Origin of the sequence: Clostridioides sp. GD02377, assembly GCF_045899875.1 — a bacterium.
In the GTDB taxonomy this organism is placed as follows: domain Bacteria; phylum Bacillota; class Clostridia; order Peptostreptococcales; family Peptostreptococcaceae; genus Clostridioides; species Clostridioides difficile_A.
In genome coordinates this window covers 111,858-129,788 of record NZ_JBJODA010000012.1, presented here as the reverse complement: position 1 = coordinate 129,788, position 17,931 = coordinate 111,858, and the positions used below count along the sequence as shown (strand labels likewise).

The 17,931-nt window shown below is 27.5% G+C and carries 11 protein-coding genes and 1 riboswitch; of the genes, 8 read left to right on the top strand and 3 right to left on the bottom strand.

Translation table 11 applies throughout. The features are described from left to right. Positions 1 to 14: 14 nt before the first annotated feature. The 4 genes from Q3304_RS12390 (at position 15) to Q3304_RS12375 (ending at position 7,739) form a co-directional block, all read left to right on the top strand. Positions 15 to 1,232, top strand: coding sequence for an MFS transporter (locus Q3304_RS12390; protein WP_074178539.1), 1,218 nt, complete (start codon positions 15 to 17; stop codon positions 1,230 to 1,232). 63 nt (positions 1,233 to 1,295) lie between these two features. Then, on the top strand, positions 1,296 to 2,078 hold the full coding sequence (locus Q3304_RS12385) for a shikimate kinase (RefSeq protein ID WP_054277315.1): 783 nt from the start codon (positions 1,296 to 1,298) through the stop codon (positions 2,076 to 2,078). A 214-nt stretch (positions 2,079 to 2,292) separates the two neighbouring features. Beyond that, complete coding sequence (locus Q3304_RS12380) at positions 2,293 to 4,158, top strand: HIRAN domain-containing protein (protein ID WP_407813636.1); 1,866 nt, start codon at positions 2,293 to 2,295, stop codon at positions 4,156 to 4,158. A 236-nt stretch (positions 4,159 to 4,394) separates the two neighbouring features. Next, positions 4,395 to 7,739, top strand: a complete 3,345-nt coding sequence (locus Q3304_RS12375; RefSeq protein ID WP_407813637.1) for a diguanylate cyclase domain-containing protein — start codon at positions 4,395 to 4,397, stop codon at positions 7,737 to 7,739. A gap of 139 nt (positions 7,740 to 7,878) precedes the next feature. On the opposite strand, the gene Q3304_RS12370 is transcribed toward Q3304_RS12375, so the two are convergent. Both Q3304_RS12370 and Q3304_RS12365 read right to left on the bottom strand, forming a co-directional pair. Next, the gene (locus Q3304_RS12370; RefSeq protein ID WP_407813639.1) at positions 7,879 to 9,243 is read right to left on the bottom strand and encodes an amidohydrolase; all 1,365 of its coding nucleotides are present in this window, start codon (positions 9,241 to 9,243) and stop codon (positions 7,879 to 7,881) included. A 156-nt stretch (positions 9,244 to 9,399) separates the two neighbouring features. After that, positions 9,400 to 10,743, bottom strand: coding sequence for an NCS2 family permease (locus Q3304_RS12365; RefSeq protein ID WP_054277311.1), 1,344 nt, complete (start codon positions 10,741 to 10,743; stop codon positions 9,400 to 9,402). 72 nt (positions 10,744 to 10,815) lie between these two features. Then, positions 10,816 to 10,917: riboswitch (purine riboswitch) on the bottom strand. 328 nt (positions 10,918 to 11,245) lie between these two features. Here Q3304_RS12365 and Q3304_RS12360 point away from each other — a divergent pair. The 3 genes from Q3304_RS12360 (at position 11,246) to Q3304_RS12350 (ending at position 14,701) form a co-directional block, all read left to right on the top strand. Beyond that, complete coding sequence (locus Q3304_RS12360) at positions 11,246 to 11,899, top strand: pentapeptide repeat-containing protein (protein ID WP_054271266.1); 654 nt, start codon at positions 11,246 to 11,248, stop codon at positions 11,897 to 11,899. Positions 11,900 to 12,039: 140 nt separating this feature from the next. After that, on the top strand, positions 12,040 to 13,311 hold the full coding sequence (brnQ, locus tag Q3304_RS12355; RefSeq protein WP_054277330.1) for a branched-chain amino acid transport system II carrier protein: 1,272 nt from the start codon (positions 12,040 to 12,042) through the stop codon (positions 13,309 to 13,311). Positions 13,312 to 13,513: 202 nt separating this feature from the next. Further along, complete coding sequence (locus Q3304_RS12350) at positions 13,514 to 14,701, top strand: DUF3798 domain-containing protein (RefSeq protein ID WP_407813641.1); 1,188 nt, start codon at positions 13,514 to 13,516, stop codon at positions 14,699 to 14,701. A gap of 151 nt (positions 14,702 to 14,852) precedes the next feature. On the opposite strand, the gene Q3304_RS12345 is transcribed toward Q3304_RS12350, so the two are convergent. Further along, on the bottom strand, positions 14,853 to 16,877 hold the full coding sequence (locus tag Q3304_RS12345; RefSeq protein WP_054271264.1) for a sigma-54-dependent Fis family transcriptional regulator: 2,025 nt from the start codon (positions 16,875 to 16,877) through the stop codon (positions 14,853 to 14,855). 384 nt (positions 16,878 to 17,261) lie between these two features. Between Q3304_RS12345 and Q3304_RS12340 the strand changes: the two genes are divergently transcribed. After that, a complete protein-coding gene (locus tag Q3304_RS12340) occupies positions 17,262 to 17,930 on the top strand; it encodes a nucleoside recognition domain-containing protein (protein ID WP_054271263.1) in 669 nt (222 codons plus the stop codon). Position 17,931 lies beyond the last annotated feature (1 nt).

Here is a 17,931-nt window from a genome sequence, read left to right as displayed (position 1 = left end):
ATAGGAGAAGAACTATGAACAATAAAAAGTATTATCCTACTGCCATAGCATTGTATTTTTCATATTTTTTACTTGGTATCGGAATTTCAATTTTAGGACAATATAAACCAGAATTTTCATCAATGTGGGGGGCTAAAACATTATCAGATGGTACATTAGATGTAAGTATTGTTTTAGCTGTTATTGCCGCACTAGGATTGGGTAGACTTATATCATATCCATTTGCAGGGCCTATTTCAGATAAGTATGGAAGAAAAGTAAGTGGACTTATAGGAAATTTTCTGCATGCAATTTTCTTTGTTGGAATTGTATTTTCACCAAATTTTTATGTAGCATATGTATTTGCAATAATTGGGGGAGCAGCAAATTCATTTTTAGATACTTGTGTAACTCCTTCTTGTATGGAGATATTTGCTAGTTTGGGAACAATAGCTAATATGTTTACTAAATTTACAATAGCTTTAGCACAATTTTTACTTCCTTTTATAATTGGATTTGTCGCAGCAAATTCAATATCATTTAAAGTTATTTTTATAGTGACAGCGATTCTTATTGTTATAGATGCAATTTTGATAGCGATATTACCATTTCCACCAGCTAATAATGTTACTGATAATAAAGGAAAAACAGTTAAATCAGAAAAGATGAAATTTACACCAACAAGTATAGCTCTTGTTTGCATTGGTTTTACATGTACATCAACATTTGTACTATGGTTAAATTGCAATCAGGAATTGGGAAAATTATATGGCATGGCCGACCCTACAAAAATTCAGTCTTTCTACTCAATGGGAGTAATATGTGCAGTATTAATAACTTCTGTACTTATTAAAAAATATATTAAGCCAATAAGAATACTAGTTATATATCCTATAATAGCCTTATTTATGTTATTAATAGTATATTTTGTTCAAACTCCAACTATTTGTATGCTAGGAGGATTTGTAATTGGTTATTCAGCAGCAGGTGGTGTTCTTCAATTAACCACATCAACAGCAAATGAAATGTTTCCAACTAATAAAGGAAAAATAACGTCTATAGTTATGATTGCATCGAGTATAGCAAACTATGTTATATTAAACATAGCAGGTATTATTACAAAATCAGGTGGAGTAAATGGACCAAAATATGTTGTATTATTTAATGTGGCTATAACTTTTGTTGGAATTTTACTTGCCTTATTTGTAAATATGAGATATGGAAAAGAAAAAGTGTATGATTATGATGTTTAATATTAGTATAATATAATTGTAAGGATTTTTAATTTTATCCAGTTTGAAAGCTGAGGTGTCACTATGGAAAATATAGAAAAGATAAGAGAAAAAATAGATTTATATGATGATGAGTTTATAAATTTGCTTGAGAAAAGAATGGAATGTATAAAGGATATTATAGATATTAAAAAAGAAAACGGTCTGCCTATTTTACAATCAGAGTATGAAAATAAAAAAGAAGTGGCATTAATTAATAAATTAAAGGGTAATAAATTTGAAAATGAAATTATAGATGTTTTTAGATATATGGTTAAAACAAGTAAGAGGATACAGGCTAAAAATTTATTTTCTTATAATATAATGCTTGTTGGATTTATGGGTGTAGGTAAGAGCACTATATCATCATACTTAAGTCATTTATTAGAGATGGAAAGAGTAGAAACCGATTTATATATAGTAGAGCAACAAGGTATGAGTATTTCTGAAATATTTGAGAAGCTAGGGGAGGAGTATTTTAGAAATCTTGAAAGCCAAACTCTAATAAATTTGCAACAAAAGAAAGGTCTTGTTGTTTCTTGTGGGGGAGGGATTGTACTCCGAGATAAAAATGTAGAATATATGAAAAAAAATGGAAGGGTTGTTTTATTGACAGCAAGCCCAGAAACTATTCTTCAACGTGTTAAACATAGTGATGAAAGACCGATACTTAATAATAATATGAATGTAGAATTTATATCTGACCTAATGAAAAAACGAGAATCAAAATATATGGCATCTGCAGATATTATTATCAATACAGATAATAAGACAATAAAAGAGATTTGTGAAGAGATGATTGTAAAGTTAACTGAATTTGATAGATAAATTTAACATTATAATAGTATTATATTAAAAAAATTAGCATTTAAACAAATAAGGGTATTATTTACTGCTAGAATATAAGGTATTTACATAATAAATCTTACTAATCTTACTAGAATTTCAAATTCTAGTAATATTTTTTTGTGTAGAAATGTAAACTTGCTGAAATAAGTAGTATAATCAATATAAATTACATCATGTAAAGGAGGATAATTTAATGGGCAGTATTTTTAAACAATTGCAAGAAGTTGAGGGTTATGATGGATACAAAGAATCCTTTGAAATGAATTACTTATGTATATATGAAAATATACCTTTAAGAGAACAAGTAGAGCTTGCAAATAATCTAGTAGATGGAATTTTAAGTATGTATAAAAGTGAATCTAATGAAATCTATTTATTGGAGAATAATAATTTTAAACCTCTAATTTGCTATTTTGAAATTTTTATAAAAAAGATAAACACTTTGGTAAAAGAAATGATGATTGATAAGAAATGGTTATGTAAGCTAACTAAAGAATTAATATATAAAAGTGAAAAGGCTGAGTATGTAAAACTTGGATTAGTTTTAAGTGAGAAATATTTAGAAGTGGAAAATATAAGAGAAGTTGTAGATACATTTTCTAAATCTGGAGAATATGTATTTTATTTGAGTAATACTATTAAGAAACTAGAATTTTACAATACATATTTATTTAATTTATCTAAAAAAGCTACAGGCTCAATAAAAGTATTTGCTATTGTTAACATGGAGATTTTGGATTCTAAAATAAATTCCTATTTGATTGAGGAAGGTTACAAAGATACAAAATATGAACGATTATTGATTAATTATATTGTTTCTATTATTGATTTATATGAATATCTTGAAAGAAGAGATTTAGATAGAGAAAAAATAAATAACTTAGCACATCTGATATGTAACTATCTATTAAGCGTAGAGTTTAAATACATAGGAAATAAAGTCATATTAGTAAATCAATTTTTACCAATTGTAGTGACATATGGAACTACCTTTAAAAGTTTATATTCAATTTTTTTAATAGCTATAAATGTCTTGAAAGATGAAAATATAGAATGTGATAAAGTCGAATTCGAGAAAGAAATGAATGCTGTCTTACTTAGTAAAAAATGGAAGGACATATATTTTGAAGCATTAAAAAATGCAAATGGAAAAACAGAAGATATGATAAAAATGTCAGAAATTTATGCTGTAAATCTATCCTTTGATGATTTGTTGCCGTATTTGGATAGAGATATTAGAGATTTTGAAGTATATTGGTATATATCTAAAAAAGGAGAGACGAGTTCTAAATTAAAATTATTAAACTTTTTTGAAAAGAAATTTAACCTAGATGATTTAACTGGGAAAATGGAAGATATAGAAAAAGATAGATTAACACAAGAATATTATGATGATATGTTATTTTTTATTGTAATTAAAGGTAGTAACTCACTATATCCACAAGGGAAAAATATATCTTTAAAAGGTATATTTGGAAATATAAATGAAGTAAGAAAAGAATCTATAAATATTTTAAAAAGATACAGAGAAAAATTATCTCTTGAAGAGTTGAAAATAGTTAAAGAAGCTTACGAAAAAGAAAGAAATATAAGACTGAAGGATGAACTTAGAAGATTATTATATGAAAGCAATAATTTGAAGAAAGAATTTGTAAATATTGAAAAAATAAAAGTGGATGAACATGGTAAGGATATATACTTAACTTCAGTAGCCGTTGCTGGTTCAAGGTTTAGAAATAGAGAATATCTTGAAAAAGAATTAGAAAAGAGTAAGATATATTATCTAAATAGAGAGAAAGATAATTTGTATGATGAAAATGCTATTAAAATAGTTGGGGAAACTGGGTATGTAATAGGCTATGTTCCAAGAAAAGATAATTATATTTTAAGTAACTTAATAGATGGAGGCAAGTTATTGTATTGTAGAGTAACTGAATACAATTTATATGAAGATTATATCTATGCAAATGTGTATTTAAGTTATAAGGATGTAATTGAAACAGTTGAAAATTCTCTGAAAATGGTATTAGATAAGAGAAAAGTAAAAGTTATAAACTAATAATCTTATATATTGCTTAAGAATTATATTATAAACAGTAACATTTGATATTATCTAGTTGAAATATAGAAAAATTTAAAATACAATGAATATATAAATAATTTTAATTTGCAATCTGTAAATATGGTTTTAATTTGGGGGAATAAATACATAAGTTTTATAAGTAAAATAAATGAATAGTAAATATTTAAAGAATTTTATATTTATATTGTTTATTAAAAATAGGGGGAGAACTTATGAAGATACAAAAAAAAATATTTATTATTCTTATATTGGTTTCAATAATTCCATCAATAATTATTGCTGGAATTTGTATACACAAGTTTACTAAAAATTCTAATGAATTGATGAAAAATAACATTAAAACAGCTACAATAATACAATCAAAACGTTTAAAGAGTTTTTTTAGTCAGAAAAGAATTACATTAAAAACGACTTCTCAAATTGCTGAAATTCAAGAGTATTTATCCAATGAAAATAAGAAAATTATAGTTGATGGAGTAAAACAAGCAAATATAAATAGTATACTAAAAGATATTAATAATAAAGAAAAATTTTTGCTTAGAATGTCACTTATTGATAAAAATGATGTAGTAGTAGCGTCAAGTGATGAAAATATTATTAATAAAAAAGCACTAATGTCAGGTTCAGAATTTAAAGGCTTACCACAAGATAGTTTAAAGATTTCTAACATAAATAATAAGAAGAGTTTTTATATAAGTAAAAGAAACTTTGTAATAGGGTATCCAATTTGGATTAATAATGAATATCAAGGTTTTGTATCCTTTATTGTAGATACAGACTATATTAAAAATATAATAAATGATATACCCTCTTTTAATGCTGGTAAAATGATTGTAATCGACCCTATAGGAAATGTAGTGGCTAATGATGGTAAATATAAATATGAAAATATAATAGATGATGAAAGTTTTTTTAAAGAATGGAATTCTAAAAATTTTAAAAATAATCCAGATGGATTTATAAGTTACTCTGAAGACCATATCAAAAATATTGGATATTATTCTGAGGTATCAGATGGATGGTTTATACTAAGTACTGTAGAAGCATCAGAGATAATGAAGCCAATTGACAAGGCAATAATTGCTGTATTACTTTTTATGATTTTAATTATATTTTTTATATGTATAATTTCTGTATATGTAAAAAAACACTTTTTAAATCCTATGGGTAAATTACTTGAGGGGATAGAAAAAATAAAAGATGGAGATATGAGTATAAGATTTAATCTTGATACAAATAACGAGTATGCTAAAATTACTACGGCTTTCAATAGTCTGATTGATACTATGGTCAATAATTCTGAAGAACTAAAAAGAATAAATGATGATTTAAAGGTGCTTACTGCAAATATTCCTGGAGGAGTATATAAATACAGTTGTGATGGAAACTACATATTTAATTTTGTTAATGAAGGATATCAAAACCTATTGGGATATACAAAAGAAGAGCTTGAATTATTTTTTGATAACAAGTTGTTAAATGTAATATATGAAGATGACCGTGAAATAGTGAAAGATAAATTAGAAAGGCAACTAAAAAGTGGTAATATACTTGAAGTTGAGTATAGAGTAGTTCATTCAGATGGAGAGATACGCTGGTTATTAGATAAAGGACAAATAGTAAAAGATAAGCATGAACATTCGTGGGTATATTGTGTTGTGATTGATATTACATCAAGTAAGTCGGCACAAGAACGATTAGATGTAAGTGAAGAGTGCTATAGAATTGTTATGGACCAAGAAAATAACATTGTCTTTGAGTGGAACTTAAATACAGATACAGTAAATATTTCTGACAAATGGGAAAAGAAATTTGGATACAAACCAGTAAGAAATAATCTAATTGAGAATATGCTAGAAAAGGAAATGATATACAAAGATGATATAGAAAAGTGTATAGAACTTTTTACTAGAGCTATGGATGGTGACAATTCATATAATGAAACAGAACTTAGGTTTAGAAAAGGAAAAAATGAATATATTTGGTGTAAAGTTAGATTATCTAGTATTATTGATAAGTATAATCAATGTACACGTGTTATAGGTGTTGTTGCAGATATAGATAAAGAAAAAAGGAAAAACGATGAATTTAAAAATAAAGCACAGAGAGATTTACTTACAGGATTATATAATAAAATTACAACAGAAGATTTAGTTAGAACTTATTTAGAAAATGAAGGTAAGGAATGTCGTAGTGCATTGTTTATAATAGACATTGATGACTTCAAGGGGATTAATGATAATCTAGGGCATTTATTTGGAGATGCAGTTTTAAATGATATAGCATCTAAATTTGTAAATATTTTTAGAGACAGTGATATTATCGGACGTATAGGAGGAGATGAATTTTTAATTCTTCTAAAAAACTTGAATTCAGAAGAAATACTAAAGCAAAAAGCAGATGAATTAATGAGTTTATTTAGACGTTCATTTACGGGTAAAAATAAAGATTATAAAATTTCTGGAAGTATAGGGATTGCTATTTATCCTCAGCATGGTAAAAATTTTAATGAACTTTTTAGAAGTGCAGACAATTCATTATATGTAGCAAAAGACAAAGGTAAGGATTGCTATTGGATATGTGAAAGTAATAGTCAAACTATGGATAGTGAAATAATAAGAACTAAAAACTTTACTTCTGTATTAGGTGGAGAAGAAGATATTGATGAGGCATATAAAACAAAATCTACATCTAAACAAAATCTTTCTGAGTATATATTTAGAATTTTATATGAATCCAAAGATGTTGATACTGCAGTAAATTTTATCTTGGAGCTGGTTGGTAGGTCATATAATGTAAGTCGTGCATATGTGTTTGAAAATTCGGATGACAATACTTATTGTAGCAATACATTTGAATGGTGTAATGATGGTATTGAACCAGAAATAGAGAATCTCAAAGAAGTGTCATATAGTCTAATTGGAGATTATAAGCAATATTTTAATGAGAGAGGAATTTTTTATTGTAAAGATATATCTACACTTAATGGTGGATTATATGAAATATTGGAAGCACAAGGGATTGTTTCTATGTTGCAGTGTGCAATCTTAGATGAAGGAGAATTCAGTGGATATGTAGGGTTTGATGACTGTAATGGAAATAGATTTTGGACAAAGGACGAAATAGAATCCTTGACCTTTATATCAGAAATATTAAGTGTATTTTTGATTAACAAACATAAGCAAGATAAATTAATAAAATCTTATGAGACTACAAAGGTAATTATGGACAATTTGAATTCATGGACTTATGTAATAAATAAAAATACTTATGAACTATTATTCATAAATCAAAAGACATTGAGTATTGCCCCAAATGCAAAGATAAATCAATTGTGTTACAAGGCATTTTGGGGAAGAGATGAGCCATGTGATATTTGTCCAATGAATGGACTTAATGAAGAAAAAAGGTCCTGTACAATTGATATGTATAATGATAATCTTAATGTCTGGAGTAGTGCAAATGCTTCATATATAGAATGGAATGAAGAAAAAGGAGCTTGTCTAATGTGTTGTAATGATATAACTAAGTATAAAGTCAATGAATATAAGGTTTAATATATAATCTTTTCTTGTTGCTATGTAAGAAAAATATATAGCTAAATTATTTTTGAAGCAGATAAAAAACAATTGTTTTGTATATATGATGTATAATCAAAGTTATATATTCATATTTACAAAACAATTGAAATTTGTATTATTTTATAATTTTAAATTTAGAAGGAATTTTAACTTCTGCTTTTTCTTTTATTTTAGAAGCTTGTTCTTTAACCTTATTTAACAATTCAGATTCATTTACAACCAATACGTTTCTTTCTTTCATTAGCCATTTACCATCACAAATTGTAGAATCTACATTTTCACTAGTCATAGAATAAACTATATTTCCAATTGGATTATGCATTGGTAAGGAATGAATTGTATCTGGATTTAGAATAATCATATCTGCTTTTTTTCCTACTTCAAGGCTACCAACTTCTTTTTCCAATAGAGCACATTTTGCTCCATTTATAGTAGCCATTTCTAATACTTCTTCAGCAGGAATGACTGTTGGATTTAAAGTTCTACCTTTATGTATTAATGAAGTTAAATACATATCCCTCATAAGGTCCATTCTATTATTTGAAGGTGCTCCATCAGTACCAATTGAAACTGGTATTCCTTTTTCTAACATTTCAGGAATTGATGCAAATCCTAGAACCACTTTCATAGCTGCAGCTGGATTATGAGAAACTTTTACATCGTGTAATCTAAATAAATCAATTTCTTTATGGGTAAGCCAAACTGTGTGAGCAGCTAAAAGATTTGGACCTAATATACCTAATTTATCAAGATACTCAACTGTTCCAACTCCATTCTTCTGTTTTACAAATGAAATCTCATCAGCTATTTCAGCAATATGCATATGTATACCTGTATTGTACTTGTCAGCTAGTTGTTTAGTCTTAATAAGTAATTCGTCTGTTGTATTAAAAATAGTTCTTAATGCAAACCATATTTTGATTCTTTCATTAGATGTATTATTAAATTTATGGAATAGGTCTAATTGAGTATTGATTTCTTCATCTGTAGTTTTTTGCCATGCTTCGGGAAGTCCATCTCCTGTATCCATAACTGATTTAGCTAAACATGCTCTAAGCCCAGTTTTGTCAACAGCTTTAACCATAGCATCTACATATTGACCACCAGATTCCAAAAATGTAGTAACACCAGATTTTATCAACTCAATACAACATGCAGTGGATGAGATTAATGAATCTTCATAATTAAAGCTACTTTCAAATGGCCAGATTCTTTCTCTAAGCCAAGTTAAAAGTACAACATCATCTGCAAGACCACGTTCTAATTGTTGAGATAAATGAACGTGTGTATTTACTAATCCTGGCATTAATATTTTTCCTTTAGCATCGTATATCTCAGCATCTTTATCAGCAATGTTGCTATCAAATTTGCCAACCTTTTTTATAATGTTGTTTTCAATAAGTATACTTCCATTCTCGTATACTTCTCTATCTTCATTCATAGTAATTAGATATGCATCTTTTATAAGTAATTGTGACATAAGTATCCTTCCTTTTTTATATATTTTTGTATCCACATATTATGATAATAAATTTTCTATACAAAGTTAATAGCAAAATCATTTTTATATGTAAAATTGATTTTGCTATTCATAAATTAAAAATAAATAAGATTTTATTTTATATATTTTAAAATATTAACTTAGAACTAAATTTACAACTGCAAGTAAACCTATAACCCAAAGTGTAATACTGATTTTATTAGTTTCTTTAGCTACAACATGCATTATTATGTATGAAATAAATCCAAAGCATAAACCAATACTTATACTATAAGTTAGAGGCATCAATAAAACTGTAACAAAAGCAGGTACTGCTATTTTGCTATCAGCAAAATCAATTTGCTTTATACTTTCGAACATGAATACACCAACCATAACAAGTGCAGGTGCTGCGGCGTAAGTAGGAACTATACCAAGTAATGGTGTAAATATAAGTGTGGCTAAGAATAAAGCTGCTGTTACTACAGAAGCAAGTCCAGTTCTTGCACCTGCTGCTATACCAGAAGCAGATTCTCCAAATGTTGTAACTGTACTAGTTCCTAAGAATGAACCTATTAAAGTAGAAGAAACATCTGCATATAACATTTTTCCTAAATCTTTTATTTCACCATTCTCATCTTCAAGACCCATTTGTTTACAACAAGTAATAAGAAATGCTAATGAATCAAACATATCTATAAACATGAAAGAGAATATAGGTCCAATTAATGAGAATTTCAATGCTCCTATAATATCTAATTTAAAAGCAATTGGTGCTATACTAGGTGGTTTTGAAATTATTGCTGTTGGTAATTCTACAAATCCAAATATAATAGATATTATTGTTGCAACAACTATACTTATTAATATCCCACCTTTAACTTTCTTATATTCTAATATTGCCATTAATATAAGAGCAAAAAGAGCTATTAAAACTGTTGGTGTAAAATCGGCAAGTGAAACTATAGTATCTGGGTTTGCTATTATAACACCCATGTTTTTTAAACCAACAAAAGCAAGGAAAAGACCTATACCTGCTGAAGAAGCTACTGCTAATTCTCTAGGAATAGCGTCTGCAATGGTCTTTCGAAGACCCGTTACTGCGAGTGTAAAGAATACACATCCAGATAAAAAGACTACCCCAAGACCTGTTTGCCACGGGATTCCTGCTCCTATAACTAAAGAGTATGTGAAAAATGCATTTAATCCCATACCAGGTGCTAGAGCGAATGGCGCATTTCCTAAAAGTGCAAATATTAGTGTACCAATGGCTGTAGCTAATATAGTAACAGTTATAAGTGCGGCTTTATCCATACCAGCTTCAGATAATATTGCTGGATTTACAAAAACTATATATGCCATTGTTAAGAATGTAGTAACTCCACCTATCACTTCTGTTTTAAGGTTAGAGCCACGTTCGCTAAATTTAAACATTTTGTCTAAAAAGCTCAATGATGAATTATTTCCATCTGGTTGTACATTGTTAGTATTTGGTACCATTTTTACCTCCAAAAAACTTTAAGATATAAACAAAAAAATATATATTCATATAGATAGAATAGAATATATATTCAAAGTTGACATTCTATTCATAGAAAACTCATTTAAGGTGAGTTTGTAGAAACTATTAGACCATATTACTAATATTATATGAACATTTTCTATTTGTTTTTCTGTTGTATTATATCGTAATATTGTATTATTTACAATAAATTTAATAAAATTATTCGTTTTTTTGTCGATTTTATAAAAAATTAAGGTTATTTATTATTAGAAATTATTCTTTTTAATAATAAAATATGTATGGATATAATAGGAGCCATGTTCATATGCCTTATACTATTAATGGAAGTTTATTATAGATAAGTTTGTGATATAATTATAAATGTACTGAATACAAGAATATTTCGTAAAAACTTTTTAATATATCAAATATATATATTAAGTTAATATATTAAATAAAATGGTGATAAAAAGAATATAATTTATAGTGGAGGGGAAAATGACTAAAGTTATTAAAGTACAAAAGCCTAAATTTACAGAGGAATTAGAATCTATTGAAAATCTTGAAAATATGCTTGATGATATACTTAATGATGAAAAAATATTTAATAAAATTATAGAAAATGAAATTATAAGTGATTTAGATGCTATAAGAGTTAGTTTTGAGTCTTGTATATTTAGAAATGTATCTTTTGAGAATTGTAATCTAAAAAAGATTGATTTGCTGGATGTAGTATTTGAAAACTGTAATTTATCAAATACATTTTTTGATGAAGGAAGTATATATAGAGTTGAATTTAAAGACAGCAAATTGATAGGAGTTAGATTTGATGATTGTATACTTAAAAACGTTCTGTTCAAAGATGTTTTAGGTAAGTATTCTAACTTTTCATTCTCTAAATTTAAGGTGGTTTCTATTTTGGATTCAAATTTTGAGAATTCTGTATTTCAAGAAGTAAAAAGTGATAATCTGGTATTCGAGTATACAAATCTTAAAAAAGCCAATTTTAATGGAAGTAAACTTTCTGGTGTAGATTTTACTACTAATAATATTGAAGGAATTGAGGTTGGAATAAACGATATTAGAGGAGCTATTTTTGATGTATCACAAGCAATTGATTTAACAAAATTGATGGGAATTATAATAAAATGAAAAAAATATTCATAAAATAAATTGGGAAAACGTTAACAATATGTGGATTTTTACCAGATTGACATTTTTCTGAAAATAAAGTAAGATTATCTTAATATTCAAAATATTTTCAAAGGGGGTAGTTTGGTGTGAGTAAGCAGATGAGAGATATTTTTGTGGTTGGTTTTGCTTTATTTTCTATGTTCTTTGGCGCAGGAAATCTTATGTTCCCTCCATTTTTAGGAATGGAATCCGGCAAAGACTGGTTAATTCCTCTTATTGGCTTTGTTGTTGCAGATGCTGGTATAGCAATGCTTGTTATTATAGCAACAGCAAGATGTAAGGGAAGCATGGATGATGTACTTAGGAGAGCTGGTAAAGGATTAGCAAGAGTAATGAGTGTAGCCGCTCTAGCATGTTTAGCACTTCTTGTTATACCAAGAACTTGTGCAACAACATATGAGATGGGTATTATACCTATATTTGGAGACCATGGACCAGCAGCTAAAGCGATATTTTCAGTGATTTTCTTTGGATTAACTTTAGCATTTACAATTAGGTCTTCTAAGGTTATAGACATAATAGGTAAGTATTTAACTCCAGCGTTATTATTAGTATTATTTGTTTTAATAGTAAAAGGTATAATTTCACCAGCAGGACCTATGAGTCCAGAACATATGATAGATAGAAATCTATTTGGTGAAGGTATATCACAAGGTTACCAGACAATGGATGCTCTAGGTGCAGCTTCTATGGCAACTATAATGTTAATGTCTATAGTGGGTAAAGGATATACATCAGATAAGGACCAAATTGGAATGACTATTAAAGCTGGTTTTGTAGCTTGTGTATTTTTAGCATTAGTATATGGTGGTCTTACTTATTTAGGTGCAACAGTTTCAACAATATATGATACTAGTGTACCTCAGGCATCTTTATTAGTTGAAATAACTAGTATACTATTGTATGGTCAGGTAGGAAAGATAATTTTAGGTATAATTGTAGCACTTGCCTGTCTTACTACTTCTACAGGTTTAACAGCATCAATATCAACTTATTTTGAAGGAATAAGTAAGGCAACTTACAAACAACTAGTTATAGGCATATGTGTGGCTAGTATGCTTATATCAAATTTAGGTGTTGACTCTATAATAGCTATATCAGTTCCAATCCTACAAACTATATATCCTGTTTTATTAGCAATAGTTATCATGGAGTTGGCTGGTAAAAATATAAAAAATGATAATGCATTTAAAGGTGCAGCATACGTTACATTAGTGGTTAGTGTATTATCTGCTGTAAATGGAATGACAGGAGCTGTTCCATTTATACAAAGCTTACCACTTGCAGGTTTGGGCTTTAACTGGGTAATACCAGCTATATTGGGTGGAATAGTTGGTAACTTCATAAAAAGCAACAAACAAGTAGCATAATAATTTGTAATTAATTTAATTTTATAATATATAATTTTTTTAGTACTATGGGTAGGTTTAATCAAAACCTAATCTACCCATAGTACTTTTTAGATTGAAGTATAATAATATGTATATAATTTTTTATAATATAATTTTTCTTTGAAGTATGATAAAATTAGTAATAGTGATAAGAAAGTACAAATTTAGGAGGTTTTAACTAATGCTTAGAAAAATAACAGCATTTATGCTATCCATATGTTTAATTATTGGACTTACAGGCTGTAGTTTGATTGCAGGCAAGCAAGATAAAAAGGAAATTATAGATGACTTTAAAGTTGCAGTAGTAACTCAACCATTATCTGAGAACAAAGTACAGTATAATATAGTAGAAAGCTTGGCAAAAGAGTATGAAGAAGAGAATAAAATTGATAAAGACAAAGATGGTAAAGCTAAAGTTAAGCAAACTATAAAGCATGTTGTATTACCAGAAAACTTTACTTCTAATATAGATAACGCTATAAATCAAATAGTAAAATTGGCTGATGATAAAGAAATTCAGGCAATTGTAGTATCTACAAATCAAGCGGGTCTTTTACCAGCTTTACAAAAGGTAAAGGAAAAGCGTTCAGAAATAATAACTATTTCTGCACCTATGGGAGATGACAAGAATCAATTAAGCCAGTATGTTGATGTGAATTTAGGGGCTAATATAGAGGGAAGAGGAAAGTTATTAGCAGAACATTCAAAAGAAATGGGAGCAAAGGCTTTTATTCATTACGCTTCTAAAGGTGATTTAAAAGATGCTAATATAGCCAAAAGGCTAGAGAAGATTAAAGAGACTTGTAAAAATATAGGACTACAATTTGTACAAGTGGATACACCAAATATGAATAATGAAGAAGATAAAAATAAGGTTAAACAGTTTTTAAATGAAGACATTGAAAAACAAGTTAAAAAATATGGAAAAGATATAAATGTATTTGGTGTAAATGAGATTATGGATGAAGTTATTTTAACTAAGGCTTTAGAGTTAAAGTATATAGTTGCAGAACAAAGTAATCCATCACCAACACAAACATATCCTGAGGTTATGGGACTAAAAATATCTAAAAAAGATGCTCAAAATTATAATAAAATAAATGATATGATAAGTGAAAAAGCTAAGGCTGCTGGTATGTCAAATAGGCTTGGAGGATATCCTATGCCAATGGATGCTTTTATACCAGCATTAGCAATCCATCTTGCTACTGAAATGGTAAAGGGAGACTTAACACAAGAAGATGTAAGTGCTCAAGATTATTTAGAGGGATTTGTAGAATTAAAATTTGGTATTGGTTCAGAATTTACACCTTTAACAGAGGTACTTTATAATTATCAATTAGTAGTCTTAAATCAATTAATCTATTAATATTAAAAGCTATGTTATTAGTAATAAAATACTAATTTCATAGCTTTTTCTGATAATAAATAAGTTTTATTATTTTATATAAAACTTTATATAAAAATAAAATCTTAGGATTATATAAAACATGATAAAGTAAATATGAATTACTATAGATTTAAATTATATTATTTTCTATTATTTTTGTGCCTTTCTCAGTTAAAGTGGAACCTTTTCTTCCTTTGCCAGAAAATAAGTATCCATTGAGTGTTAAATATTCTAGCATACTTCTTACTTCATATTCTGTGACATTATATTCCATAAATTTCATTAGTTTTGTTCTACCCATAGGTTTTATATATAATGACTTTAAAATAGAAATACATATGTTTTTGTCATATTGACTTAAATCATGAAATATAGAGACATTATTTGATACAGGATGATGATTTAATTTTGAAGATATATTTTGAGGTAAATCATTTATTGTAAGATAATTAGAACCCATGTAAGCCATATATTCAATACAATTTCTCAATTCTCTAATATTACCCATCCAAGTGTAGGAATTTAGAGTCTCTAAAAGATACTTATCCAGTTTAACATTTTTATAGGGAAGCTCTTTTAAAAATGACTCTAAAAGAAGAGGAATATCTTCTAATCTATTTCTAAGAGGAGGTAAGTCTAAAGTAAACATACTTATTCTATAAAATAAGTCCATCCTAAATTTATTTTCTATAATTAATTTTTCTAAGTCTTTATTTGTGGCAGCTAATATTCTTACATCAATTGGAATGATGCTTGTACCACCAATTTTTCTAATTTCTTTTTCTTGTAAAACTCTCAGAAGTTTAACTTGTAAGTTGTGTGGCATATCTCCTATTTCATCTAAAAATATAGTTCCAGTATGAGCTAATTCAAATAATCCTTTTTTTCCGCCTTTTTTAGCACCAGTAAAAGAACCATCTTCATATCCAAATAGTTCACTTTCAAGTAGTTCACTTGGTAATGAAGCACAATTTATAGCTACAAAAGGTTTATTTTTTCTATTTGAATGATTGTGTATTGATTGAATGAAGGCCTCTTTACCTGTACCTGTCTCACCTGTTATTAATATAGGATTATCTGTAAGAGCCATTTTTTTTGCTTTTTCAATACAATCTTTTATAACAGAGCTATTTCCAATAATATTATTAAATTTATATTTAGCTACATAACCTCTTTTAACAGAATCACTTCTTATTTTTTGTTCTAATATCTCGATGTTATTTACATCTTTTAATGTAATTAAACAACCTTCTATATTTTTATAAAGATAAAATGGTTTTTTAGAAAGTATGAATTTTTTATCTATTTCATCGATGTATATAATCATATTGTCTATATTTAAATTTTTCGTAATTTTATGTAAAAAACTCTTTGGTAGATAATCCATTAAAGATGGAGATTTTATGAGTTTTTCATCTAGTTCAAGCATACTAAGTAAAGATTTATTTACAAAAGTAACTTTATTGAAGGTATTAAAAAATATTAAACCATCTCCTATTTCATCAATAGTCATGTAAAGTATTGTTTTTAGTTTAGATATATTATCCAATGATGTATTTAAAAAGTCATGACTGAGTGTTTCCTTAGATAATTTATATAATTTTTCTATAAATTTTTCATTTTTTAATTTTAATACCACTAGTAATGACATATATGTATCTAATGAAATTTTTCTCCATCCTAAGTCAACTATGTTTTTTATGTATTTTGGTATAAATCTAATTTGCCCTGGTGTTATAGCTGTATCCAAATCATATATTTCATCACAATCTGGATAGGTTGGTACAAAATCTATATGATTTATCCCGATTTTATATAGGTAGGTAGCCATTTCAAACGCTGATGTTTTATTAGTGGTCATAAGTAATGATTTTGTACCAGGAGGTAGTTGCATCATTTTTTCATAACCAAGCTTTGAAAGTGCTTTTGTTCCATGAATAATTTCAATATCTTCTTTAAAATGTTTTATTAAAAAATTACTAGTTAAAGGTGATAGAGAAAGTACAACATCTCCTTCTAAATTTTCTTTTATGCCATCGAGTATATTTTGTGTTTCTATGATTATCTCATCTCCAAAAAAGTTTATTAACTCTTCTTTGTAATGATTACTATTCAATTTATCGTATGTTATAAGGATTAATTTCTTTTTATCCATGCTATTTCTCCTAACAAAGTAATATTTATTTTATTTTTTTAAGTACAAGGTAAGTTATATTATACATCAAATAATATGATAAATTTAGAAATTCGATTTAAAAAAGGTTTTTATAGGTTTTTATCCTGTAAGAACCTATTTATAAATATTTTTTGATAAATAACTAAGGCATATTTTTATATTAAGAAGTGTATTTTAATAAGTAATAAAAAAATAATGTATTTAAATACTTTAGAAGTTAGTAATTATAAGCAATTTATCATATGGGATAAATTTACAATAAAAAAATGGATATAAAACCCTTATCATTAAATTATTGGCACAAATTTTGCTTATTAAAGAGATATACTAATAAATCTTAATTAAACAGGAGGGAGAATTTAAATGAGCAAATTGGAATCAGCAACAGAAAAAGTAGAAGTAAAATGGTATGGGTATGTAGCATTAATTTTGGGTGCATTATTCTTTTCAGGAATATTTAAGGATGCGTCAGGGCCATTAAAAGTATTGGATTTTAATAATGTACTGGGTTCTTTTGGAACATTAGGAACTGTTAATGATGGTGTGGGTACATTAGCTGCAAATTTTAGAGGTGATGGAGGTACTGGTCCTAGAGATGGATGGCTATATGCATTGACACTAATACCATCTGTTATGTTTGCACTTGGAATAGTTAGAGTTATAGACCATTTAGATGGGATGAAGGCAGCTCAGAAGCTTCTTAGTCCACTATTAAAACCGTTATTAGGATTACCTGGATTTGCAGGATTGACTTTGATAGCTAGTTTACAATCTACTGATGCAGCTGCATCTATGACTAAAGAACTTAAAGATGATGGATATATAGACGAGAAACAAAAGGCTGTATTTTGTGCATTTCAATTTTCAGGTGCATCTGCAATCACAAACTTCTTTGCTTCTGGAGCAGCATTGTTTCCATTTATCGGAGATGTTCCAATCTTTATACCACTTGCTTTAATATTAATTATGAAATTTGTTGGAGCAAACTTACTTAGACTATATTTAAATAAATTTGACAAGGGGGAAGCTTAAT

Excerpts from the sequence above, each read along its gene's own strand:
- Q3304_RS12360 (WP_054271266.1), top strand. The coding sequence starts at position 11,246 with ATGACTAAAGTTATTAAAGTACAAAAGCCTAAATTTACAGAGGAATTA.
- Q3304_RS12390 (WP_074178539.1), top strand. The coding sequence starts at position 15 with ATGAACAATAAAAAGTATTATCCTACTGCCATAGCATTGTATTTTTCA.
- Q3304_RS12350 (WP_407813641.1), top strand. The coding sequence starts at position 13,514 with ATGCTTAGAAAAATAACAGCATTTATGCTATCCATATGTTTAATTATT.
- brnQ (WP_054277330.1), top strand. The coding sequence starts at position 12,040 with ATGAGAGATATTTTTGTGGTTGGTTTTGCTTTATTTTCTATGTTCTTT.
- Q3304_RS12345 (WP_054271264.1), bottom strand. The coding sequence starts at position 16,877 with ATGGATAAAAAGAAATTAATCCTTATAACATACGATAAATTGAATAGT.
- Q3304_RS12380 (WP_407813636.1), top strand. The coding sequence starts at position 2,293 with ATGGGCAGTATTTTTAAACAATTGCAAGAAGTTGAGGGTTATGATGGA.
- Q3304_RS12365 (WP_054277311.1), bottom strand. The coding sequence starts at position 10,743 with ATGGTACCAAATACTAACAATGTACAACCAGATGGAAATAATTCATCA.
- Q3304_RS12375 (WP_407813637.1), top strand. The coding sequence starts at position 4,395 with ATGAAGATACAAAAAAAAATATTTATTATTCTTATATTGGTTTCAATA.
- Q3304_RS12370 (WP_407813639.1), bottom strand. The coding sequence starts at position 9,243 with ATGTCACAATTACTTATAAAAGATGCATATCTAATTACTATGAATGAA.
- Q3304_RS12385 (WP_054277315.1), top strand. The coding sequence starts at position 1,296 with ATGGAAAATATAGAAAAGATAAGAGAAAAAATAGATTTATATGATGAT.
- Q3304_RS12340 (WP_054271263.1), top strand. The coding sequence starts at position 17,262 with ATGAGCAAATTGGAATCAGCAACAGAAAAAGTAGAAGTAAAATGGTAT.